Source organism: Streptomyces sp. NPDC048436, from assembly GCF_043200355.1.
In the GTDB taxonomy this organism is placed as follows: domain Bacteria; phylum Actinomycetota; class Actinomycetes; order Streptomycetales; family Streptomycetaceae; genus Streptomyces.
Genome location: NZ_JBICXP010000006.1, coordinates 357,686 through 379,900, shown reverse-complemented (window position 1 = coordinate 379,900; position 22,215 = coordinate 357,686). Strand labels below are relative to the sequence as shown.

Below are 22,215 nucleotides of genomic sequence, written 5' to 3'. Positions count from 1 at the left end.
CCGTTCAAGGAATGACGGCCTTGATCCGGGACGCAGCCCGTCCCTTCACCGGCGGTGCTCTCACCGCGCTCCTGTCCCCCGCCACGCGCCTGCTCGGCCTCGGCGAACCCACGCACGGCGTCGAAGCCTTCCCGGAGCTGCGCAACGAGCTCTTCCGCCACCTCGTCGAACACGAGGGCTACCGCTCGATCGCGATGGAGAGCGACTGTCTGGACGCCCTGGTGGCCGACGCGTACGTCACCGACGGCATCGGGACCCTCGACGACGCGCTGGCCCGCGGCTTCAGCCACGGCTTCGGCTCCTCGCCCGCCAACCGCGAGCTCCTGCGCTGGATGCGCGCCTACAACGAGCAGCGCACACCCGACGAACGGCTCCGCTTCTACGGCATCGACGGCCCCCTGGAAATGACCGGCGCCGCAAGCCCCCGCACGCCCCTGACCGCACTGCACGACTACCTCGCGCCCCACATCGACCTGGCCTGGAGTCGCGAGACCCTCGACGCGTCGCTCGGCCCCGACGAACGCTGGAGTGACCCAGGCACCCTCATGGATCCCACCCGGTCCATCGGCCGCACGCCCGAGGCGAGGGAACTGCGGCAGATCGCCGACGACTTGGGTGTGCTGGTCGCCGCGCACGCCCCTCACCTGACGGCCGCCACATCCCCCGACGACTTCTGGCGCGCCGAACTGCACGCCCGCACCGCCACCGGACTCCTGCGCTACCACGCGGGTCTGGCCGACACCGCGCCCACTCGCATCGGCGCACTCCTGGGCCTGCGCGACCTGATGATGGCCGACAACCTCGACGCCGTCGTCCGCCGCGAAGCCCCTCGCGGTCCCACGCTCGCCTTCGCCCACAACGGGCACCTTCAGCGCGACAAGAGCCAGATGCGGTTCGCCGGTCTGCCGCTCCAGTGGTGGAGCGCGGGCGCCATCATCGGGACCCGCCTCGGCGACCGTTACTCCTTCGCCGCCACCGCCTTCGGCACCCGCGGCTCCGATGTCCCGCACCCGGACACCCTCGAAGGCGTCCTGTCGTCCCTCCCGCACTCCCGCGCCGTCGTCGACCCCGACCAGCTCACCGCGGCCCTCGACCGGGAGCTGAATCCCCGGGTCCCTGCCGATCACACGTACGCCGCCCTCGACCCGACGACGACCGACCGGACGGACGCCATAGTTTTCGTCAAGGAGATCTGAGCCGGTCGAGGGTCTGAACCGAGCGAACCAACCACTCCGGAAAACGCCTCGGGGGCGACACCATCCGGTGTCGCCCCCGATCTACGCGCCCGCAGTCAGGACTGGGGACGGCTGCCGTGGTTCGCGCCGTTCTTGCGGCGGGCCTTCTTCTTGCGGCGTCGCTTCGAGGACATGGATACCTCCGTGGTTCCGGTATTGCTTCCCGGGTGCAAACCCAGGCGATCATGAGCCGCATACCCAGGACGTCGCCTCGTAATGTCGTGTCCTACGTCACCCGTCCCAGTGACGTGACCGGGCAGGACACGGCGTCCGGCCGCGCACCGGGCTCCCGGCCTCAGGCGGGGAGGGCGTCGACCGAGGGGACGACCGTGCCGAACAGGTCGGTGATGCTCGTCAGGGCCGCGGCCTGGAGCGCGGAGGCGGGCAGGACCGTACCGTCCGGCGTGGGAAGAGCGCGCGTGGCGGTGGCCTCGGCGACGACGGCGGGCCGGTAGCCGAGGTTGAAGGCGCCCTGCGCGGTGTAGTTGACGCACATGTGCGTCATGAAACCGGCCAGCACCAGGTCCTTGCCGCCGCCCGGGCCCGCGCCCAGGCCGCTCAGAGTCTTCTCCAGCTCGGTCGCGTGGAAGGAGTTGGGGAACTGCTTGACCACGACCGCCTCACCGTCCACCGGCGCGACCTCGTCGCTGATGGCACCTATGTGGGCCCGGATGTCGTACGGGGTGTTCTCGCCGCCGTCGTTGATCACGTGGATGACGGGGGTACCCGTGGCCCGGGCACGCTCCAACAGACGGGCGCCCGCCGCCAGCGCCGCCTCGGCACCCTCCAGCGCCATGACGCCGGTGCGGTACGTGTTCTGGAAGTCGATCATGATCAGGACGGACTCGCTCAGCCGGGGCGCGCGGTTGTCCAGGCCGATGACGTCGCGCAGGGTCATGGACGCGTGGTTCGTACTCATGGGATGCCTTTCGTGGGGCGTTGAGAAGTGGGGCATGGCGAAGCGACCGAGCGACTTGGCTCGAAGCCGGACGATGGGTCGGCCCGTAGGCCGTAGCTCAGCCGGTCTGGACGCGGAAGCGGCGGCGGTAGGCAGCTGGGGTGATCGTGAGCTGTCGCCTGAAGGCACGGTGCAGGGTCTCGACCGAACCGAGCCCGGCGGTGGCGGCGACCTGGTCCAGGGAGCAGTCGGTGCTCTCCAGGAGCCTGCGCGCGACCTCCACCCTGGCGGCCTCGACGTAGTCGGCCGTACTGGTGCCCGTCTCCTGTTTGAAGACCCGGGCGAAGTGCCGTTCGCTCAGGCACATCCGGGCCGCGAGCGCCGCCGCGGACAGGTCTTCGCCGAGGTGGTCGGCGATCCACAGCCGCAGCTCGTCGATGTCACGGCGCGTGGAGGCGGGGCGGCTGAGCGGCACGGAGAACTGGCTCTGGCCGCCCTGGCGTTTGAGGTACATCACCAGCTGCCGGGCCACCGACAGGGCGACGTCCTCCCCCTGGTCCTCGGCGACCAGGGCCAGGGCGAGATCCAGGCAGGCGCTGATACCGGCCCCGGTCCACAGCCGGCCACGATCGGTGCGTACGAAGATGGGGTCCGGGTCGACCGTGACGGCGGGGTGGTCGGCGGCCAGTTGGGCGGCGGTCGACCAGTGGGTGGTCGCCGTCTTCCCGTCGAGGAGCCCGGCCGCGGCCAGCAGATGGGCGCCCACGCACACCGACGCGACGCGCCGGGCCTGGGGCGCGGTCGCCCTCACCCACTCCACGACATCGGCGTCGATACGAGCGACGGGGCCGTCGTCGGTCATGTCGACCGCGCCGGGCACCAGCAGCGTGTCCACCTGCCCGCAGGCCTCATCAAAGGTCAAGTCGGTGACGAGCCGCACGCCCGCCGACGTACGAACCGCGCCGGCGACGGGCCCGGCAAGGCGGACCTGATAGCCGGCGCGGCCCGCGGTCTCCCGGTTGGCCAGCGCGAACACCTCGGCCGGGCCGGTGACGTCGAGGAGATCGGCATCGGGGAAGACCGCGATGACGACACGGTGCGGAAGGGACATGTCCCCATCCTCACCACCGCCATCCATGACCGCAATGACGATTCCCTGTCACATCCGGACATGCGCCGTGCCGAGTCGACGCGGGCCCTCGTGATCCGGAGCGCCGTTGGCCAGAGCGATCGGAGCTGAGCGGCGTTGCCATCAGAGCCGGAGCGCTTCACAGTGTCGCCGCGGAACTTGCCATCCCGCACAGGTTCCCCCCACGAGGGCGCTCCCATGAACGCCCCTCCGACCAGCCCCGGGGCGACCGGATACAGTGCGCAAGACGGCAGCCCGGTCAGGGAGGGGAAACGTGACCGACACCAGCGACACTCGGCCCGCCGAGGGGGAAGCGCAGGCGCCGCGGCAGAGCCGACTGCACCGTCTGATGCGGTACATCCCCCTGATCGCCCCCGTCCTGCTATGGGCTGTGCCCTGCTGGCTGCTCCTGCACACCGGCCAGCACTGGCCGCTTCCCGTCACGCTGATCGGCACCGCCCTGTTCGCCCTCGGCCTCGTCGGCATGCCGCTCGCGATGGTGCGCGGTCACGGCCGACGCCAGCAGGACCGGGCGGCGATCGTCGGGGACACCCTGCTCGGCGCCGGCTGGGTCCTGTTCACCTGGTCCGTTCTGCTCGGTGTCCCACTGCGGCTCGCCCTGACCGTAGTCGGCGTCGGCGAGAGTCAGGACCGGGCCCGAATCGTCACCTGGGCCGTCCTCGGCATCACCGCCGTACTGCTCGCCTGGGGGTACACCGAGGCCCGCCGCGTGCCACGTGTGCGCCGACTCGACGTGCAACTCCCGCGGCTGGGTGCCGGGTTGGACGGCATCCGTGTCGTCCTCATCACCGACACCCACTACGGACCGCTCGATCGCGCTCGTTGGTCGGCGCAGGTGTGCGAGACGGTGAACACTCTGGACGCCGACCTGGTCTGCCACACCGGCGACATCGCGGACGGCACGGCTGAACGCCGCCGCGCCCAGGCCGTCCCCCTCGGTACCGTGCGGGCCACCCGGGCCCGTGTGTACGTCACCGGCAACCACGAGTACTTCAGCGAGGCCCAGGGCTGGGTCGACCTGATGGACGAACTGGGCTGGGAGCCGCTGCGCAACCGCCATCTGCTGCTCGAACGCGGAGGGGACACCCTCGTAGTCGCGGGCGTGGACGACGTCACCGCCGAGTCCTCCGGCCTGGCAGGCCATCGCGCACACCTCGCCGGAGCCTTGACCGGCGCCGACCCTGACCTACCCGTCCTGCTCTTGGCACACCAGCCCAAGTTCGTCGACCGGGCGGCAGCCGACGGCGTCGACCTCCAACTCTCCGGCCACACCCACGGCGGCCAGATCTGGCCCTTCCACCATCTGGTCCGCATCGACCAGCCCGCCCTCGCCGGCCTCAGCCACCACGGCCCCCGCACCCTCCTCTACACCAGCCGCGGCACCGGCTTCTGGGGTCCTCCGTTCCGCGTCTTCGCCCCCAGCGAGATCACCCTGCTCGTACTCCGCTCCCCGCACCTGCCCACCTCGCCGTAGCACTGGGCGGCCTGACGCTTCCGCTCGGAGCAGTCCACGAGCCCAGGGGCAGGGTGGGGCGGGGTGGGCATAGCGCTGACCATCAGTCACGATCGCCCATCGGGGCTTCGGCCCCCCGCTGACCGCGGCATCCGCGAACTAGGCAACCTCGGGCGGCAAGTCGGCGTTGGCCCAGGTGTACGGGCAGGTCCCGACGGAGATTCAATCAGCACTGCCGCTCCCGCGCGCCCGGCGCCAGCTCCACTCCCGACGAGACGGCACCCCAGAGATCGCTCCGTCGCGGCTCCGGAGTCCTAGGGCTCGTACGGCGGATCATGGGCCGAGCCAGGGCCGGACCGAGGCGAGGGCCGGTCAGGGCCCTAATCGTGTTGACCGCCCCCGGCAGGCAGTGCTGGAGTCGGCACGTGGACAGCATCCCCGCCAACCGGCGGCTCTGGAACCAGATCAGCAGCGCCTACCAGCACAAGCACGACCCGCAAATCGGCGCCACACCCCGGCTGTGGGGCATGTACTCCATCCCCGACGCGCACCTGGACGCCCTGGGCGACGTCACCGGCAAGCGCGTCCTCGAACTCGGCTGCGGCGCCGGCCAGTGGTCCAGGGCGCTCGCCGCCGAGGGTGCCACCGTGGTCGGGCTCGACCTGTCCGAAGTCCAACTCGCCGCGGCGGCCCGCGCGATGGGAGCGGCCCGCTACCCGCTGGTGCAAGGCGCCGCCGAACAACTCCCCTTCGCCGCCGACAGCTTCGACCTGGTGTTCTGCGACTTCGGCGGGCTCAGCTGGGCGCCCCCGCACCTGGCCGTCCCGCAGACCGCACGCGTCTTGGGCCGAGGCGGGCGCCTGGTGTTCAACGTCGCCAGCCCATGGTTCGAAGCTTGCTACGACGAAGCCGCCAGCCGCGTGACCACGACGCTGCAGCAGGACTACTTCGGGCTGAACACCATCGCCGAAGGCGACGGCGCGACCAGCTATCAGCTCACCTACGGCGACTGGGTCAAGGTCCTGCGCGGCGCGGGTCTCATCATCGACGACCTCATCGAGCCGCGGCCCGAACTCGGAACACCCAACGGCTACAACGAAACCGACCCACCCGACTGGGCACACCGCTGGCCGGCGGAACTGCTCTGGGTAACCCACAAACCGTATGAACGCCCGGGTGGCCGAGCTTGAAGCCAGCGAGCGGACGCCGGCCACCGAGCGGACATCCTGCGCAAGGCGGCCAAGTATTTCGCCGGGGAGACGAACTGGTGAGCAGCCGCTTCCAGTTCGTCCACGACCACCGGAACACCTACGAGGTGAAGCGGCTGTGTCAGGCCCTGGACGTCAACAGGCCCCGCTACTACGCCTCCCGGGCCTTCGCCGACCTGTGCTCCGAACTGGGCGTGGCCCAGTCGGTGGGAGTGGGCGGCACCAGCGCGGACACCGCCGCCTGCGAGAGCTTCCACGCCTACCTCAAACGCGAGGCCCTCCAGGGCACCCGCGACTACGGCAACCCCGCCACCTGCCGCAAGACCGTGTTCGCCTGGCCGACCCGCTACAACACCCGCCGCCAAACTCACCCTCGCCGCGTGACAACCAACCGCGTGTCCACCATCACGGGCGAAGGCCCCACCACAATCAGCCAGTTCCTTGCAAACCGCCCTCTGAATTGCCCGGTGATCCGTCGCCGGGGCCGATCAATCTGAGTGTCGACTCGAAGCCTAGTACGCTTGTCCGAACACAGGAGGTTTCCATGGCCAAGGGCTACTGGGTCAGTGCCTACCGCACCATTTCCGACCCCGCGAAGCTAGCCGCGTACAACAAGCTGGCCGGTCCGGCCGTCCGGGCCGGGGGCGGGCGGACGCTCGCCCGCGGCGGTCGGGCCGTCGCCCACGACGCCGGAATCGCCGAGCGCACCGTCCTGGTCGAGTTCGACACCTTTGAACAGGCGGTCGCGGCACACGAGAGCGCGGCATACCAGGAGGCGCTGGTCGCCCTTTCCGACGGCGTCGAGCGCGACTTCCGCATCATCGAAGGCATCGACTGACCGGCGCACTGACGTTCAGGCCGGCCTGGCGGCCCCGCTGGCCTGGTCGGCAGAACTCACGCTCGCCCGAAACACATAGTCGTGGGTGCGCGCGCTCCCAGCCGGTGCCGCCGATGATGCCGGGCAAGACCCACCGGGTTCCGTACGGCTTGAGCGGACAGATGCTCCGGGGGCTGCCGGATCTGGCTCACACCCCACGGTGAGGGATTGCGGCGCGCGCCGGCAATCACGACGGACGTATCCACTGTCAATCGCCCTAACGAAGCCGCTTCACGTTGTCGCCGAACGTCCAGCCCTTCGACCCGTCCCAGTTGATCGACCAGGTCATCAGGCCCTTCAGCGCCCCGTTGTAGTGGTTCCACGCCTGCGTCACGAGGCTCGGGCTCATGTAGCCGCCGCCCGCGCCCGGTTGGGCGGGCAGGCCCGGCACCTGTTTGTCGTACGGCACCTTGATCGTGGTGCCCTGGATGACCAGCCCCTTGTTCAGGCAGTCCGTCTGCGCGGTGAATCCCTGGACGGTTCCGGCCGAGTAGGAGTCACCGGAGCAGCCGTACATGCTGCCGTTGTAGTACTGCATGTTCAGCCACCACAGGCGGCCGTTGTCCGCGTACTTCTTCACGATGGGCAGGTAGGCACCCCAGATCGAGCCGTACGCCACGCTGCCCCCGGTGACGTACGCCGTCTCGGGCGCCATGGTCAGGCCGAAGTTCGACGGCATCCGGGCCAGGACGCCGTCGATGATGCGGACGAGGTTGGCCTGCGAGGCGGAGAGTTGGCTGATGTTGCCACTGCCCACGAGACCGGTCTCGATGTCGATGTCGATGCCGTCGAAGTTGTACTTCTTCAGGATCGGCACCACAGTCTCGACGAACCGGTCGGCGACCTTGCTCGAGCTGAGGTCGATACCCGCCGCCGCGCCGCCGATCGACATCAGGATGGTGGCGCCGCCCGCCTTGGCCTGGCACATCTCGGCCGGAGTCGCGACCTTCACCGTCGAGTCCATCCCGTTCTCCCACAGGACCGTGCCGTCGGAGCGGATGACGGGGAACGCCGCGTTGATCACGTTGTAGCCGTGGTCGCGCATGCGCGTGTCGGTGATCGGGGTCCAACCGAACGGCGGGTGAACGCCGTTGGCGGAGCCGTCCCAGTTCTCCCAATAGCCCTGGAGCACCTTTCCGGCGGGCTTCGACTTGACCGCGCACGTTTCGTCCTGGGCGATGCCCTGGCGGCTCCGGCCGTCCTGACGGTCCTGGCCGTCTTGCGAGGAGCTGCCCGGCGCGGCGCCGACGAGCAGAGACACAGCGAAGGCCATCGCCAGACCGACCGCCGCGAGACGGGACGGGGCACGGTGCGGGAGAGGGGCACGGGGAGAGGTTCGGGATGACACGCTTACCTCCTGGACTGTGGTGCCTGGAGACGTAAGTGGTGCGACGCGCCACACCGTAAAGAGGTCCAGACCTGCCGTCAATAGGTCTGGACCAACGCAGCGAGCAGGAGGCCTCCCCGCATGGACATCACCCTCGACTCTCAGGACCCCGTTGCTCGAACGGTGACCGAGGTGATCCGGAAGGGTGACGTCCCCGCCCTGCACCAACTCCTGGCCGCGCGGCCGGGTTTGGCCACGTGCCTCATCAGCCAGGACGGGCCCGCCGCGGGCCGACGAAGCCTCCTGCACATCGCCACGGACTGGCCTGGCCACTACCCCCGCGCCGCAGCGGTCATCGCCGCTCTCGTCGCTGCGGGCGCGAACGTGGACGCCCGTTTCGTCGGCAGCCACTCCGAGACACCCCTGCACTGGGCGGCCGGCAACGACGACGTCACCGCCCTGGACGCACTCATCGAAGCGTGCGCCGACATCGAGGCCACCGGCGCGGTCATCGGCGGCGGCACTCCGCTCGCCGACGCGCGCGGCTTCGGGCAGTGGCGGGCGGCGCGCCGGCTCCTGGAGCACGGTGCCCGGGCGGACTTGCAGGACGCGGCCACGCTCGGCCTCCTCGGCCAGGTCGAGGCCTTCCTCAACTCCTCGGACTCCCCCACCGGTTCCGCGATCACCAGCGCTTTCTGGGGCGCCTGTCACGGCGGCCAACTAGCCACAGCTCAGCTTCTGTTGGGGCAGGGAGCCGATCTGAACTGGATCGGTTACGACGACATGACCGCCCTGGACGTCGCCCGCGCCCAGGAGGCTGATGACGTCGTCGAATGGCTGCTCACCCGTGGGGCGAAGGCGCGGGCCGGGCTCGGATAGGTCAGGTCGTTCTCAGACGGCGCCACGGTCCCCGAATGCGCCTTCGGCCGCGAAGGCCAGCTTCGCGAAGCGTTCGCCCATGCGGCGGTGGGCGGCGGCGTCCGGGTGGAGGTCGTCGGGCAGCGGCAGCTCGGCCGAGTCGTCCTCGCCGTAGAGGTCACGGCCGTCGAGGTAGTACAGGTTCGGGTCCTCCGCCGCTCGCTGCTCCACGATCCGGGCCAGCTCTTCGCGGATGACACCCAGGGTCAGTTTCCCGCTCGCCCGCTCCGCCGGATCACCCATGGCACTGAACCGCAGCCGCCCGGCGCTGAGGGCGGTGAGGTCCGGGGCGCTTGGGCCCGGCGTGTCTTCGTGGATGGGGCACAGGATGGGCGAGACGACCAGCAGAGGGGCGGTGGGCTGCCCCTCGCGAATGGTGTCCAGGAAGCCGTGCATGGCGGGGGCGAAAGCGCGCAGCCGCATCACATCGGCGTTGACCAGGTTGATGCCCATCTTGACGCTGATGAGATCGGCCGGGGTGTCCCGCAGGGCGCGGGCGGTGAACGGGTCGAGCAGGGCGCTGCCGGCCAGGCCCAGGTTGATCAGTTCCACGCCACCGAGGGAGGCCGCGAGTGCGGGCCAGATGGTGGTGGGGCCGGCGGCGTCGGAGCCGTGGCTGATCGAACTGCCGTGGTGCAGCCATACCTTGCGGCCCCGGTCCGGTGCGGGCTCGACGGAGGCGTTGGTGCGCAGGGCCACGAGTTCGGTCTTCTCGTTGTGCGGCAGCCAGATCTCGACGTCCTTGACGCGGTCGGGCAGATCGGTGAAACGGAGCGTCCCGACCGCGCCGGGAGTGGTCTCCGCGGATCCGGTGGTCATGTCGATGGTCAGGGTGTTGCCGCCGCTGACGCCGGCCTGCCGGGCAAGGCGCCCGTCGACGAGCAGGTCGTACACGCCCTCGGGCCGGGGCGGGGCGCCCACGTAGGCCTGCTTGGTGGGAAGCGTGTCCAGTTCGACGGCGGTGGCCCGGGTGCGGAAGGCGAGACGTACGCCGGAGGGCTGGGCCTCCGCCATGGCCAGTTGCCCGTCGGTGCACTGGGCGCGGGCCCATGCGGGCAGCCGGTGCGGGAGCACACCGTGGGCGGTCCGCTCCAGGTCGAGGGCGCCGCGCAGGATGTCCGCGGTGATGGGCGTACTTATCCAGTGGCGGTCGGTGTGGTCGGCGCGCTCGACGTGGTCGGTGTGCTCGGTGTGCATGGTGTCCGCCTGTTGATCAAAGCATTCGGGTGGTTGAGGCCGGTGGCTGCGGAGCACCGACATATCGATCGGTCGATACGTCGATGCTCCGATGACAGCGGGCCGACGCGCTAGCCCGGTGAGGGACCGGTCAGGACGCGGGCCAGTTCCGCAGGAGAGCGTCGAGGGCATCGAGGATCCGCGACCACGTCTCCTGCGAATCGGGGGCGCTGTGGCTGAAGCCCCCCGTCATTTCCAAGCTGACGTAGCCGTGGAAGACGCTGCCCAGCATCCGCACCGCGTGGGTCTGGTCCGGCTCCGTCAGGTCGTAGCCGCGCAGGATCGCCCGCGTCATCTGCGCGTGTCTGCCGCCCGCGCTGACGGCCGCCGTCTCCGGGTCGAGCCTCAGCTGGGCCGCGGCATAGCGGCCCGGATGCTCCCGGGCGTAGTCGCGGTAGACGTTCGCGAGCGCGATCAGGGCATCCTTTCCGGCCCGGCCGGCCAGGGCGGCGGCGCCCCGGTCGGCGAGTTCCTCCAGTGCGAGAAGGGCGATCCTCGTCTTGAGGTCCTGCGAGCCCTTCAGGTGCGAGTACAGGCTCGCGACCTTGACGTCGAACCGCCGGGCGAGCGCCGAGACGGTCACCTGCTCGAAGCCGACCTCATCGGCAAGCTCCGCTCCGGCCTGGGCCAGCCGCTCCGTGGTCAGTCCTGCACGAACCATGCCCATCCCTCCGTTTGGCAGAACTGATTATGCAGCCGCCTAATCTCTTTAGGCATATCAGCCATCGCCATAGGGCGGGGTTACGGGGGCTCCGGTAACCCAGCCACCACAGACCGACCCGGGAGACCTGAGACCAGAGCCCAGAGCCCAGAGACCACCGGCGTGACATCACACCGTCTTGACCGTCCCCCCGTCGATCACGTAATCCGCGCCGGTGACATTCCCCGCCACACCCGACAGCAGGAACGCGATCAGCGAAGCAACCTCCTGAGGCTCGGTGATCCGGCCGCTGGTGATGTTGAACGCGGCCGGGATCTGCTCGAGGAACGCCGCGTGCTCGACCCCGGCGCTCGCCGCGACCTTGCCACCGAACCCCTCGGGGTCCTCCCAGATGGCGGTGCGCACCACACCGGGCGAGACGGTGTTGACCCGGACACCCCGCGGCCCGAACTCCTCGGCCAGCGACTTGCCCAGCGAGGTGAGGGCGGACTTGGCGGCGCTGTAGGCGACGGGACCTGCCGCGGGGAGACGGGAGTTGATCGACGAGACGTTGACGATCGCACCGCGGCGCTCGATGAGACTGGGCAGCGCGGCGCGCGTGACGCGGACCGCGCTGAGCAGATTGAGGTCGAAGACGCCCTGCCACTGCGCGTCGTCGGTGTCGAGGAAGCCGACCAGCTCCACGGCATCACCGGCGCCGACGTTGTTCACCAGCAGGTCGATGCCGCCCAGTTCGGCGAAGGCGCCGTCCATGAGCGTGGCCACTCCCTCCGCCGTGCTGAGGTCGGCCGAGACGGCGAAGGCTCCCGACTCCTTGAGTTCGGGGGTGATGGTGCGGGCGGCGCCCACGACGCGGACGCCCTCGTCGATGAGGGTCCTTACGGTGGCCAGGCCGATGCCGCGGCTGGCACCGGTGACGACTGCGGTCTTGGCATTGAGGTCGAGCTTCATGCTTTTCCAGCTCCTTAGAACCAACAGTTCTTGAACTACAGGTACAAAACATGGGCAGACGTCTGCGGCCAAAGCCGCGTCCGGCCAAAAATCAGAGAGAGTCGACCATCGCGTCGATCACCCGGGAAAGACGCCCGGGACCCTCGGCGACCCGCGCCATGAGCCGCAACCCGACGGTCGTGTTCAGCAGCAGACTTCCGACGGCCTGGGCATCACGGCCGGGAGCGATCTCCCCCGCCCGCTGCCCCTCCTCCACCACCGCACAGAAGGCTTCCTCCGTGCGGTCGAACATGCGCCGGACCAACTCGGTAGCCACCTCGTCCGTACCGGCCAGCTCCGCGGCGGTGTTCACCGCCATACAGCCCCGCCGGTCCGGGTCGGCGAGGTCCATCTCGACGAGCAGCCACAGCGCCGCGCGCAACCGCTCCTTGACGGGCCCCGGCTCCCCGAGGATCTCGACGAGGGCCGCGGCCTGACCGTCGCGGTAGCGGCGCAGCGCCTGCTCGAACAGGGCGTGCTTGCTGCCGAAGGTGTTGTAGAGACTGCCCTTGCCGATACCGAGCGCGTCGACGAGGTCCTGGGGTGTCGTGGCGGCGTACCCCTTGCGCCAGAACACCTCCATGGCCTGCGCGATGGCGGTGTCCGGATCGAACTGCTTCGGCCTTCCCATGACTGGGAGCCTAAGCCTTTCTTGACCTCTAGGTCAAGAACTCCGCTCAGGCGGCACGCGACACCCGCGCCGCCTTACGCGGCACGCCGCACCCGCGCCGCCTTACGGGCCTCGGCCATCTCACGCGACTCCCCTGACCGGCGGGAACCTCCGCCGGAGCGGCCCGGGCGCGTCCCCATCCCCCGGAAGGGGGCGCCGCCGCGCTGCTTGGGGCGATCGATGGGCGCACTGCCCCCGATCGGCACCCCGGAGGGCGCCTTGGCTCCCGTGATGCGGCTCAACTCGGCCTCGCCTGAACGCACTTGGGTGATCTGCGGCCTGATGCCGGCGGCGGCCATCAGTCGGCTCATGTCGCGCCGCTGATTGGGCGTCACCAGGGTGACGACGCTGCCGGACTCACCCGCGCGGGCCGTACGGCCACCACGGTGCAGGTAGTCCTTGTGGTCGCTCGGCGGGTCGATGTTCACGACCAGGTCGAGGTTGTCGACGTGGATACCGCGGGCCGCGACGTTCGTCGCCACCAGGACCGACACGGCGCCGGTCTTGAACTGGGCGAGGGTGCGCGTGCGCTGCGGCTGCGACTTCCCGCCGTGCAGCGCTGCCGCGCGTACGCCGCTGCCCATCAGATGCTTGGTGAACTGATCGACGGCGTGCTTGGTGTCCAGGAACATGAGCACGCGGCCGTCGCGCGCCGCGATCTCGGTGGCCGTCGCCATCTTGTCGGCGCCGTGCACATGCAGCTCGTGGTGATCCATCGTGGTGACCGCACCCTTGGACGGGTCGACCGAGTGGACGACCGGGTCGTGGAGGTAGCGGCGGACCAGCAGGTCTACGTTGCGGTCGAGGGTGGCGGAGAACAGCATCCGTTGGCCGTCGGGGCGCACCTGGTCGAGCAGTTCGGTGACCTGCGGCATGAAGCCCATGTCGGCCATCTGGTCAGCCTCGTCAAGGACGGTGATGTTCACCCGGTCCAGGCGGCAGTCCCTGCGCTCGATGAGGTCCTTGAGGCGCCCCGGCGTGGCGACGAGCACCTCGGCACCGGTCCGCAGCGCACCGGCCTGCCTGCCGATGGACATGCCACCGACCACGGTGGCGATGCGCAGCTTCAGCGACCGGGCGTAGGGAGTGAGCGCCTCGGTGACCTGCTGGGCGAGTTCACGGGTAGGAACGAGGACCAGGGCCAGGGGCCGCTTCGACTCGGCACGCTGTCCAGCGGTGCGTACGAGGAGCGGAAGCCCGAAGGCGAGGGTCTTGCCCGATCCGGTGCGGCCGCGGCCCAGTACGTCCCGGCCCGCGAGGGCGTTGGGCAGCGTGGCCGCCTGGATCGGGAACGGCTCGGTCACGTCGAGGTCGGTCAGCGTCTTGAGCAGCTGGGCCGGCATGTCCAGGTCACCGAAGGTCTCCACGGCGGGGAGGCCCGGGGTGATGGTGACCGGCAGTGCGAACTCGCCCTGCGGAGCGACGGGACGGCGGCCCTGTCCGCCGGAGCGGTAGCCGGGGCGGGCGCCTCCGCCCTTGCGCGCGCTGGCGCCGCGGGGGTCGGAGTTGTTGCGGGAGTTGGAATAGCGGTCGTTCGTGCGAGCTGAACGGTTCATGGAGAACCTTCCTCGATAGGGCACGCATCGAGGAATTCTCGGCGTATGTCAACCGAACGAATTGCAAGCACGAGCCGAGTAAAAGAAAAAACTTCTGTAGACAGCAACGAGCTGGTGCCCGCACCGTGAGGTGCGGGCACCAGCGTCGTCTTACGCTTCAGCGTCAGGCAGGAGTGATGTTCTCGGCCTGCGGGCCCTTCTGGCCCTGAGTGACATCGAAGTTCACCTTCTGGCCTTCCTGAAGCTCACGGAAGCCCTGGCTGGCGATGTTCGAGTAGTGGGCGAAGACGTCGGGGCCGCCACCCTCCTGCTCGATAAAGCCGAAGCCCTTTTCCGAGTTGAACCACTTCACGGTGCCAGTAGCCATACTAAATATCTCCTTCGGGGCAAGCTCCGAAGCCCGCACTGTGCGAACCTCGGCGTCGCCACGTTGATTGCCCCGTCCGGAAAACTTCTTCCGGAAATACAAAAGTGCCCGGCGGAATAGATCCACCAAAGGCACTTGAAGTCTTATGGGAACCACAACTGCAACTACGATCAACAGTAGCACGAGATGGGCCTCGCGGCACGGGCACGCGCCACTTATTTCGCCCGACCGGCCCTACGCCCGCACCACATTGCGGAGATTTCCGGACCTCTGGTCTCACCCGGTACGGGAATCTACTCTCGCCATGTACGGAAATCTGATCTCACCCGGGACGAGAAATTACCCAGGGGGCGCTCTCCACCATGGGACCCAGCGCGCCGGTGCGGGCGAAGGTGATCCAGGTGGTGCGCAGCGCGGAGCCGAGCTTGTCGACGTCCTCCCAGTCAGCGTCCCCGAGCATCGGCGACGCCCGCCATGCCTCCCGCGAACCGAAGAGGAGGGGCAACTCGACGCAGTGGGTGGCTCCGAAGGGTGAGCCGGGCGGGCGCCAGTCGAGGCGGTAGGCATGTACGTGCCCGCCGGCCTGCGCCAGGCGGGCACCGAAGAGGGTGAGCGGTTCCTCGTAGGCACGACGGGTCAGTTCAGCCGTGTCGCCACCCTCGACCACACCCTCAACCTCAATCTCACCCTCACCCTCGCTCCTGCCCTTCCCCCCTCCTCCTCCCTTGCCCTTTCCGGCGAACGCGGTCATGTCGTCGAGGTTCCAGCCGTACATGACGTCGAGGCCTCGCACGTTCTCGTCGAAGGCGGGGCCGGGCTCATGAAGGGGGTCGGCCTCGTGGACCGGGGTGAACGCGGGTTGCATCGCGTTGCCGGAGCGGCGCAGGTTCGCCAGGGCCGTCTCGCGCTGTGCCGCAAGGATCGCGGTCACGTCGGCGGTCCGCGGATCCGAGGCCAGGAAGTCGGCGAAGAGGCGGCCCACGGTCCGGGCGTCCTCCCGAGGGCGCGCCGCGAGCGCGAGCGGGGCGCTCTGCAGGATCGCCCGGCGGAACAGCCCCTTGGCCTCCGGCATGTCGAGGAGGAGGCGGATGGACAGGCCGCCCGCCGACTGTCCCACCACCGTGACGTTCCCGGGGTCTCCCCCGTAGGCGGCGATGTGTGCGCTGACCCAGCGGAGCGCCTCCAGTTGGTCGTACAGACCGAGGTTGCCGTCGCTGACTCCGTCGAGACAGAGGTAACCGAACGCCCCGAGACGGTAGTTGGCGCTCACTACCACCACATCGCCCTGGGCTGCGAGCGCGCCGCCGTCGTACCAGTCCATGAGTCCGGCGCCGCTGCTGAACCCGCCGCCGTGGAACCACACGAGCACGGGCCTGGCCCCCGAGTCGCGGGCCGGTGTCGTGATCGCGAGGTTCAGACAGTCCTCGCCCTGCGGGTGGCTGTCGAGCGGTGGGCCCATCACCGCGTCGAGCCGGGACGGCAGCTGCGGGCAGATCTCACCGCTCGCGGGGAAGGGGCCAGGCCCCGCGACCGGGCGCGGGCGGGCGAAGCGCTCCGCGGTGGCGTAGCGGACAGGCCCGGTCCGGATCACCGTCGTCGATGCGGTCATGCTTCTACCCCTCCGCGGCGGGTACGGCTGGTCCCGGCGCAGTCTCGGGCATCGCGCGAAACGGCGCCACCGCCCCACCGGCCTCTTTGCAGCCGCTGTTCGCAGCAGCTGTTTCCAGAAGGAATTGACAAATAGTCAGCAAGGAAGCCGCCTCGATTCGGTTCACCGGGAGAGCGAAATCCGTGCCGGGTGGACAACTCCCGGCCCTCCGGCGAGAGGCGCCTCGAGCCCCCGGGAAATGCATGGATAGGCCATGAGTTTCGACGGAGCGACGGCTTGCTTCCGGGGACGCCCACGGGCCCCGGCCAGTGTCGCCGAGTCCATGACAGGGCGGCCCACCTGCGGTGGCGCGCGGCGGCGCAGCGCCGCGACGGCCCCCGCCGCAGCCTCACCGGCTCGTCCCGCAGCGCCTCTGTTGTCACGTGTAAATGCGGAACAGTTCAATTCCGGAACACATGTTCCATTGCTATCTCGTTATGCATTGACTCCTTGACGCCGGGAAGACCGCAGGGTTGGCTTTCAGCCATCTCGGACCACAACGAAGCGGTCCGATCGAGGAAGTGGGCGAATGAACTCCCGTATGCGTGAAGCCACCGTCGCCGTATCTGTCAGCGCTCTGGCACTCTCGCTCGCCGCATGCGGCAGCCTGTTGGACTCCGACGACGGAAAAGCACAGAGCAAGAGGAAGGGTGACGCGGTCACCATCGGCCTGCTGCTGCCCGAAGCGGAGACGGCCCGCTATGAGAAGTTCGACCACCCCATCATCGAGAAGCAGGTCAGCAAGCTGACCAACGGCAAGGGCAAGCTGGTCTACGCCAACGCCGACGAGGACGCCGCCAAGCAGAGCGGCCAGCTCGAAAAGATGGTCGCCGACAAGGTCGACGTGATCCTCGTGAGCGCGGTGGACGCGAAGAAGATCGCGCCGTCGGTCAAGAAGGCGAAGGAAGCGGACATTCCCGTCATCGCCTACGACCGTCTCGCCGAGGGGCCCGTCTCCGGCTACGTGGCCTTCGACAACGAACTGGTCGGCCAGGTCCAGGGCCAGGCGATCCTGAAGGCGCTCGGCGACGGCGGCCACCAGAGCAGCAAGGTCGTCATGATCAACGGTTCGCCGACCGACCCGAACGCCGCCGTCTTCAAGGAGGGCGCGCTCTCCCAGCTCCAGAACCAGGTGGACGTCGCCAAGTCGTACGACACCGAGGGCTGGAAGCCGAAGACCGCGGGCGCTCATATGACCGACGCGATCACCGCCCTCGGCAAGGACGACATCGCGGCCGTCTACTCCGCCAACGACGGCATGGCGGGCGGCGTGATCAAGGCCCTGAAGGCCGCGGGCCTCACCGACCTGCCGCCGGTCACCGGCCAGGACGCGGAGCTGCCGGCCGTGCAGCGCGTCGTCACGGGCGAGCAGTACATGAGCGTCTACAAGCCCTACCCCGAGGAGGCCGTCGGCGCCGCAGAGATGGCGGTCCGGATCGCCCAGGGGCGCATGGTCGAGTACGACGCCCTGGCCGGGGACAGGTCCGCGAACGCCACCACGAAGAACATCCCCTCCCTCCTCATCTCGGTCCGCCCCCTGACCCAGGACACCATCAAGTCCACGGTCATCAAGGACGGCGTCTACAAGACCGGGGAGATCTGCACGGCCGCGTACAAGTCGGCGTGCGCCGCGATCGGCCTCAAGGGCTAGCGGTCGTAGCCGCGGCGAGGCCGCCTGGGGCATGTGGCACGGCGCGGTACTGACTGACCGTATCGGCGAAGTCCCTCGCCAAGGGCGACAGCGCGTCCCACCGGCGCACCGCCCAACCGGCCCACAGAGTGGGCAGCTCGGACTCGGCGAACCACGTGTCCAGGCACGCCCGGGAGGTCGCGCTCTCCGGGAGTCCGATGAGCTGGATGCCCGCCTCGCACCAGACTCTCCGTCCCGGGCTGCCCGCGCTCCGGTACGCCGGCCGTCCCGGGAAGGGTGACACATGCAGGTACTTGAGACAGTGGCCATCGCTGCCGCGGCCGTCGCGGCCGGCGGCATCAACGCGGTGGTCGGCTCCGGCACCCTGATCACCTTTCCGACCCTGCTCGCCTTCGGATACCCGCCGGTCCTCGCGAACGTCTCCAACACCATCGGTCTCGTACCGGGCGTTCTCAGTGCGGCGTACGGATATCGCGCCGAGCTCAAGGGGCAGCTCCCCCGCCTGCTCAAGCTGGGACTCGCGTCGCTCCTCGGCGGGATCATCGGAGCGGTGCTGCTGTTGACGCTGCCCGCCGACGCGTTCCAGTCGGCGGTGCCGGTCCTGATCCTGGTCGCGTGCGTGCTTGTGGTGCTGCAGCCCCGCCTCCAGAAGTGGCTCACGCGGCGCGACGGCGGCGGCCGTACGGACGGCGGTGTCTCCCTGTGGGCCGGTGTGCTGGGCACCGGTGTCTACGGCGGTTACTTCGGCGCCGCCCAAGGGGTGCTGCTCATGGGGCTGTTCGGGACGTTCCTCCGCGATGACCTGCAGCGCCTGAACGCCGTCAAGAACGTACTCGCCTCGATCGTCAACGGCGTCGCGGCGGTCGTCTTCATCGCCGTGTCCACCGTCGACTGGACGGTGGCCGGTGTGATCGCCGCCGGCTCGACGCTGGGAGGGCTGCTCGGCGCGCGGGTGGGCCGCCGCCTTTCGCCCGCCGTGCTCCGGGGGCTCATCGTGGTCATCGGTGTGACGGCGGCCGTCGCCGTGGCCCTGTGAGTGTCGGCACTGCCCACGGACGCGGCCCGGTCCCGCGTGTCTCCCTGCGCGGGCCCGGGCCGCGGTGCCGCGCCCCAGGGCGTGCGGTCAGCCGGGCCACGTGCCGGTCAGCCGACGGGCGGCAGTGGCTCCCGCGCGGTCGACGGCGGCCTTGGTCGCGGCGAAGATCGCGCCCTGCAGCGTCGCGGCCACCAGCACTTCGGTCCAGGTACGGCCCTCGTCGGTGGCGTCCGGCGCGTCCTCGTCGTAAGCGAGCACCTTCCAGGTCTGCTTGAACACCCCTCCGGCCACCATGCCGCTGACGGCTCCGAGCGCGAGACCGACCGGCTTGTAGGCGATTTTCGATGCCTTCACCAGGTCATCCCTTCTGACGCCTTCATCCGGTCACCCCTTCTTGCGGCGGCGCACAGCCCACAGCGTGACGACGCTCGCGCCGAGCGCCGCGAACAGCACGGTGCGGTTGTCCCGCGCCAACTGGCCGCCCTGTGCCGCCTTCTGCCGCACCGGCTCCGGCGCCTCGGGAAGCTTGTCCTGCACCTGGTGCGCGATGTCGGCGGCCTTGGCCTTCACCTCGCCCGCCTTGGCCGTGGCCCCTTCCTTCACCGCGTCGGCCTTCACCGCCGTCTGCTCCTTGACCTGCACGGCCTTCTCCTTGGCACGGGCCTTGACGTCGGTCTTGGACGCGAGCGCCGCGACGGTCTCCCCGAGCTCGGATCGGGTGTTCTCGACCTGTTCGCGCAGTTCCTCGGGGTTGGAGGCGGTCGGCTCGTCATGAGGCGGCTGAGTCATCGCTGTGCCCTCTCCTTGATCTCGGCCACATCGGCCTTGACGCTGTCGATGGTCTGTCCGGGAGCCGGCGGAGCGGCCCGGCCGACCTGCTTCTTGCCCGTCATCGCCATCACGGCGGCGATCACGCCGAGTACGGCGGTGACGATCAGAGCGGCGGCCCACACCGGCAGCGGCACGGCCAGACCGGCGATCGCGGTGGCCACCAGGGCCTGGAGCATCAGAAAGCCGACGACGCCCGCGCCGCCGAACAGACCGCCGCCCTTGCCGTAACGCTTGCCCTTCTCCTTCATCTCCGCCTGCGCCAGGCGGAGTTCACCGCGCACCAACTCGGTCAGCTGCTGCGAAGCCCGCTGCACCAGCTCGCTCACCGACTCACTCACCGGCTCCTGCCCCGACCGGGCGCCCTGATCGGCTCCGGTGACGTGCGGCTGCGTGCTCGACACGGCGATCACCTCCCGTCTTCTCCATCTCTGCCTGCCGGGCCGCGCTGCGGCGTCCCGGCCCTTCCATCGCGCGAGTACCCAGCTCGGCCCGGATCAGACGGGAGGATTCCCGCTCGAACGGGGCCACCGAGAGGAGCCGGCTCACATCCCGTCGTCCAGTCGGCGCCGGTCCTCCTCGTCCCACGCCCTGGTGTCACGCGGCTCCGCGTAGGGCTCCGCATCCGGCGGGTATCCACCCGCGATCGCCCGCTGCCGTACGGTCTCCGCGTCGAACTCGAGGCCGAGGAGGATCGCCAGGTTGCTGATCCACAGCCAGACCAGGAAGACGATGACGCCGGCCATCGTGCCGTAGGTCTTGTTGTACGAGGCGAAGTTCGCGACGTAGAAGGCGAATCCCGCGGAGGCGAGCACCCAGATGACCAGGGCGAGCAGACTGCCCGGCGTGATCCACCTGAAGCCCCTGATCTTGGCGTTCGGGCTCGCCCAGTACAGGATCGCGATCATCACGGTGACCAGGACGACCAGGACGGGCCACTTGGCGATGGACCACACCGTCAGCGCGCCCTCGCCCACCCCGAGCGCGCCCCCGGCCTGCCGCGCGAGGCCGCCGGTGAAGACCACGATCAGCGCACTGACCACGGCCAGGAGCATCAGCACGACGGTCAGCCCCAGGCGTACGGGCAGGACCTTCCATACGGGGCGGCCCTCGGGCATGTCGTAGACGGCGTTCGCCGCGCGGATGAACGCGCCCACATAGCCCGAAGCCGACCACACGGCCAGCGCGATACCGACGAGGGCCATGACGGATCCGGTGCCGGCGTTGCCCTGCAACTGCTCGACGGCCTTGGTGACGATGTCCCGCGCGGAACCGGGGGTGAGCTGCTTGAGGTTGTCCAGCACCTTGTCGGTGGCGGACTTGCCGGTGATGCCGAGGAGGGAGACGAGCACCAGCATCGCGGGGAAGAGCGACAGCACGCCGTAGTAGGTCAGCGCTGCCGCGCGGTCGGTGAGCTCGTCGTCCTTGAACTCCTTCACGCTGCCCTTGAGCACCGCTCCCCAGGCGTGCTTCGGCAGCTTCGTCGGGCCGTCCGGCGCACGCCGCTCCACCTCGGGTCCCGGCCCGGGGTCCCCTTCCCCGGCCGTCCCGCCGTCGTACTGATTCTTACGCCCCGGTACCTGCGCTTCAGTCATGCGGGCCGGGTATCCCGGGGCGTGGCCGTTACACCGCTCGTCCACGCCGCGCCGGTGGCCGGTGCCCTGGCCCTCGGGATGCTCGCCTGATCGCGACGGCCACCGGAGCGGACGTACGAATTCCATCCCCATAGGGGCAGGTCAGCCGCAACTTCCGCTCCACCAGGAGTACTTGAAGGGTTGACGGTGGCCTGACAATCAGTATGGTCTAGGCCAATGAGTCGACCGAGGCGCCCGGTTGTCTCTCGCCCCTCATCCCCCACCCCAGAGGGAACAGAGATGAACAAGAAGCAGAAGCTGGCAGCCGCCCTGGGCGCGGGATTCGCGCCCGTGCTCGTCCTGGCCTCCGTCACCCCGGCCGCCGCGCACGGCTACGTCTCCTCACCCCCGAGCCGTCAGGCACAGTGCGCGGCCGGGACCGTCTCCTGCGGCGAGATCACCAACGAACCGCAGAGCGTCGAGGGCCCCAAGGGACAGACGACGTGCAGCGGCGGCAACGCGCGGTTCTCCGAACTGGACGACGACAGCAAGGGCTGGAAGGTCACCGACGTCGGGTCGTCACAGGAGTTCAGCTGGAAGCTGACGGCGGCTCACGCCACCAACAGCTGGCAGTACTTCGTCGGCGGAAACAAGATCGCCGAAGTGGACGACGGCGGCGCCAAGCCGGGCGACACCGTCACGCACAAGGTCGACTTCGGAGGCCTCAGCGGCAAGCAGAAGGTGCTCGCGGTGTGGAACATCGCCGACACCGCCAACGCCTTCTACGCCTGCATCGATGTGAACATCGGGGGCTGAGCCTCCCGCCCGGGGTGGCTCCCCCACACCACCCCACCCGGTCTGCCGGGCCCCGGCACCCTCGCGCCGACGGCCTCGCAGACCGGGCTTTTCCGTACGGAGCGGGCTGCCGGTCC

24 protein-coding genes and 1 pseudogene are annotated in these 22,215 nt (G+C 69.4%); 9 read left to right on the top strand and 16 right to left on the bottom strand.

Going from position 1 to position 22,215, the window contains the following annotated elements:
* The first annotated feature begins 11 nt into the window (after window positions 1-11).
* Window positions 12-1,196, top strand: a complete 1,185-nt coding sequence (locus ACGFX9_RS23120) for an erythromycin esterase family protein (RefSeq protein ID WP_393474979.1) — start codon at window positions 12-14, stop codon at window positions 1,194-1,196.
* Between the two features lie 95 nt (window positions 1,197-1,291).
* Here ACGFX9_RS23120 and ACGFX9_RS23115 read toward each other — a convergent pair whose 3' ends face one another.
* From ACGFX9_RS23115 to ACGFX9_RS23105, 3 genes are all read right to left on the bottom strand, one after another.
* On the bottom strand, window positions 1,292-1,369 hold the full coding sequence (locus ACGFX9_RS23115) for a 50S ribosomal protein bL37 (RefSeq protein ID WP_370443954.1): 78 nt from the start codon (window positions 1,367-1,369) through the stop codon (window positions 1,292-1,294).
* A 161-nt stretch (window positions 1,370-1,530) separates the two neighbouring features.
* The gene (locus tag ACGFX9_RS23110; protein ID WP_393474976.1) at window positions 1,531-2,154 is read right to left on the bottom strand and encodes an isochorismatase family protein; all 624 of its coding nucleotides are present in this window, start codon (window positions 2,152-2,154) and stop codon (window positions 1,531-1,533) included.
* A gap of 97 nt (window positions 2,155-2,251) precedes the next feature.
* Window positions 2,252-3,244 (bottom strand): GlxA family transcriptional regulator, encoded by a 993-nt coding sequence (locus ACGFX9_RS23105; protein WP_393474973.1) that lies wholly within the window; start codon window positions 3,242-3,244, stop codon window positions 2,252-2,254.
* 292 nt (window positions 3,245-3,536) lie between these two features.
* Between ACGFX9_RS23105 and ACGFX9_RS23100 the strand changes: the two genes are divergently transcribed.
* The 4 genes from ACGFX9_RS23100 (at window position 3,537) to ACGFX9_RS23085 (ending at window position 6,782) form a co-directional block, all read left to right on the top strand.
* Window positions 3,537-4,757, top strand: coding sequence for a metallophosphoesterase (locus tag ACGFX9_RS23100; protein WP_393474970.1), 1,221 nt, complete (start codon window positions 3,537-3,539; stop codon window positions 4,755-4,757).
* 404 nt (window positions 4,758-5,161) lie between these two features.
* Window positions 5,162-5,926 (top strand): class I SAM-dependent methyltransferase, encoded by a 765-nt coding sequence (locus tag ACGFX9_RS23095; RefSeq protein ID WP_393474967.1) that lies wholly within the window; start codon window positions 5,162-5,164, stop codon window positions 5,924-5,926.
* A gap of 77 nt (window positions 5,927-6,003) precedes the next feature.
* Window positions 6,004-6,441, top strand: coding sequence for a hypothetical protein (locus ACGFX9_RS23090; protein ID WP_393474964.1), 438 nt, complete (start codon window positions 6,004-6,006; stop codon window positions 6,439-6,441).
* A 47-nt stretch (window positions 6,442-6,488) separates the two neighbouring features.
* On the top strand, window positions 6,489-6,782 hold the full coding sequence (locus tag ACGFX9_RS23085; protein WP_393474962.1) for a DUF1330 domain-containing protein: 294 nt from the start codon (window positions 6,489-6,491) through the stop codon (window positions 6,780-6,782).
* A 256-nt stretch (window positions 6,783-7,038) separates the two neighbouring features.
* Here ACGFX9_RS23085 and ACGFX9_RS23080 read toward each other — a convergent pair whose 3' ends face one another.
* The gene (locus ACGFX9_RS23080; protein ID WP_393475408.1) at window positions 7,039-8,094 is read right to left on the bottom strand and encodes a chitinase; all 1,056 of its coding nucleotides are present in this window, start codon (window positions 8,092-8,094) and stop codon (window positions 7,039-7,041) included.
* Window positions 8,095-8,289: 195 nt separating this feature from the next.
* On the opposite strand from ACGFX9_RS23080, the gene ACGFX9_RS23075 reads away from it, so the two are divergent.
* Window positions 8,290-9,027, top strand: a complete 738-nt coding sequence (locus ACGFX9_RS23075; RefSeq protein WP_393474960.1) for an ankyrin repeat domain-containing protein — start codon at window positions 8,290-8,292, stop codon at window positions 9,025-9,027.
* Between the two features lie 12 nt (window positions 9,028-9,039).
* Here ACGFX9_RS23075 and ACGFX9_RS23070 read toward each other — a convergent pair whose 3' ends face one another.
* The 7 genes from ACGFX9_RS23070 to ACGFX9_RS23040 all read right to left on the bottom strand — a co-directional run bounded on the left by ACGFX9_RS23070 (window position 9,040) and on the right by ACGFX9_RS23040 (window position 16,155).
* Window positions 9,040-10,263, bottom strand: a complete 1,224-nt coding sequence (locus ACGFX9_RS23070; protein WP_393474957.1) for a GDSL-type esterase/lipase family protein — start codon at window positions 10,261-10,263, stop codon at window positions 9,040-9,042.
* Window positions 10,264-10,393: 130 nt separating this feature from the next.
* Window positions 10,394-10,963: a TetR/AcrR family transcriptional regulator gene (locus tag ACGFX9_RS23065; RefSeq protein ID WP_393474954.1), complete on the bottom strand. Its 570-nt coding sequence runs from the start codon at window positions 10,961-10,963 to the stop codon at window positions 10,394-10,396.
* A gap of 168 nt (window positions 10,964-11,131) precedes the next feature.
* Entirely contained in the window at window positions 11,132-11,914 is a 783-nt protein-coding gene (locus ACGFX9_RS23060; RefSeq protein ID WP_393474951.1) for an oxidoreductase, read from the bottom strand.
* A 91-nt stretch (window positions 11,915-12,005) separates the two neighbouring features.
* Window positions 12,006-12,584: a TetR/AcrR family transcriptional regulator gene (locus tag ACGFX9_RS23055; protein ID WP_393474948.1), complete on the bottom strand. Its 579-nt coding sequence runs from the start codon at window positions 12,582-12,584 to the stop codon at window positions 12,006-12,008.
* Between the two features lie 74 nt (window positions 12,585-12,658).
* Window positions 12,659-14,179 carry a DEAD/DEAH box helicase gene (locus ACGFX9_RS23050; protein WP_393474946.1) on the bottom strand — a complete coding sequence of 507 codons (1,521 nt, stop codon included), beginning with the start codon at window positions 14,177-14,179 and terminating at the stop codon, window positions 12,659-12,661.
* Window positions 14,180-14,342: 163 nt separating this feature from the next.
* The gene (locus ACGFX9_RS23045) at window positions 14,343-14,546 is read right to left on the bottom strand and encodes a cold-shock protein (RefSeq protein WP_393474944.1); all 204 of its coding nucleotides are present in this window, start codon (window positions 14,544-14,546) and stop codon (window positions 14,343-14,345) included.
* A gap of 322 nt (window positions 14,547-14,868) precedes the next feature.
* Window positions 14,869-16,155: a carboxylesterase family protein gene (locus tag ACGFX9_RS23040; protein ID WP_393474941.1), complete on the bottom strand. Its 1,287-nt coding sequence runs from the start codon at window positions 16,153-16,155 to the stop codon at window positions 14,869-14,871.
* Window positions 16,156-16,735: 580 nt separating this feature from the next.
* Between ACGFX9_RS23040 and ACGFX9_RS23035 the strand changes: the two genes are divergently transcribed.
* Window positions 16,736-17,845: a sugar ABC transporter substrate-binding protein gene (locus tag ACGFX9_RS23035; protein WP_393474938.1), complete on the top strand. Its 1,110-nt coding sequence runs from the start codon at window positions 16,736-16,738 to the stop codon at window positions 17,843-17,845.
* On the opposite strand, the pseudogene ACGFX9_RS23030 reads toward ACGFX9_RS23035, so the two are convergent.
* Window positions 17,835-18,059: pseudogene (locus tag ACGFX9_RS23030) on the bottom strand (hypothetical protein); the annotation flags it as partial. The gene ACGFX9_RS23035 and the pseudogene ACGFX9_RS23030 sit on opposite strands and share 11 nt — an antisense overlap.
* Before the next feature lie 69 nt (window positions 18,060-18,128).
* On the opposite strand from ACGFX9_RS23030, the gene ACGFX9_RS23025 reads away from it, so the two are divergent.
* Window positions 18,129-18,881, top strand: a complete 753-nt coding sequence (locus ACGFX9_RS23025; protein ID WP_393474935.1) for a sulfite exporter TauE/SafE family protein — start codon at window positions 18,129-18,131, stop codon at window positions 18,879-18,881.
* A gap of 87 nt (window positions 18,882-18,968) precedes the next feature.
* On the opposite strand, the gene ACGFX9_RS23020 is transcribed toward ACGFX9_RS23025, so the two are convergent.
* The 4 genes from ACGFX9_RS23020 to ACGFX9_RS23005 form a co-directional block, all read right to left on the bottom strand.
* Window positions 18,969-19,235: a DUF4235 domain-containing protein gene (locus ACGFX9_RS23020; protein ID WP_393474932.1), complete on the bottom strand. Its 267-nt coding sequence runs from the start codon at window positions 19,233-19,235 to the stop codon at window positions 18,969-18,971.
* 30 nt (window positions 19,236-19,265) lie between these two features.
* Window positions 19,266-19,670, bottom strand: coding sequence for a DUF3618 domain-containing protein (locus ACGFX9_RS23015; protein ID WP_393474929.1), 405 nt, complete (start codon window positions 19,668-19,670; stop codon window positions 19,266-19,268).
* Window positions 19,667-20,038 carry a phage holin family protein gene (locus ACGFX9_RS23010; RefSeq protein ID WP_393475406.1) on the bottom strand — a complete coding sequence of 124 codons (372 nt, stop codon included), beginning with the start codon at window positions 20,036-20,038 and terminating at the stop codon, window positions 19,667-19,669. The genes ACGFX9_RS23015 and ACGFX9_RS23010 overlap by 4 nt, the downstream gene beginning before the upstream one ends.
* 216 nt (window positions 20,039-20,254) lie before the next feature.
* Window positions 20,255-21,304, bottom strand: coding sequence for a YihY/virulence factor BrkB family protein (locus tag ACGFX9_RS23005; protein ID WP_393474927.1), 1,050 nt, complete (start codon window positions 21,302-21,304; stop codon window positions 20,255-20,257).
* 279 nt (window positions 21,305-21,583) lie between these two features.
* Here ACGFX9_RS23005 and ACGFX9_RS23000 point away from each other — a divergent pair, with 279 nt between their 5' ends.
* Entirely contained in the window at window positions 21,584-22,099 is a 516-nt protein-coding gene (locus tag ACGFX9_RS23000; protein ID WP_393474924.1) for a lytic polysaccharide monooxygenase auxiliary activity family 9 protein, read from the top strand.
* Window positions 22,100-22,215 lie beyond the last annotated feature (116 nt).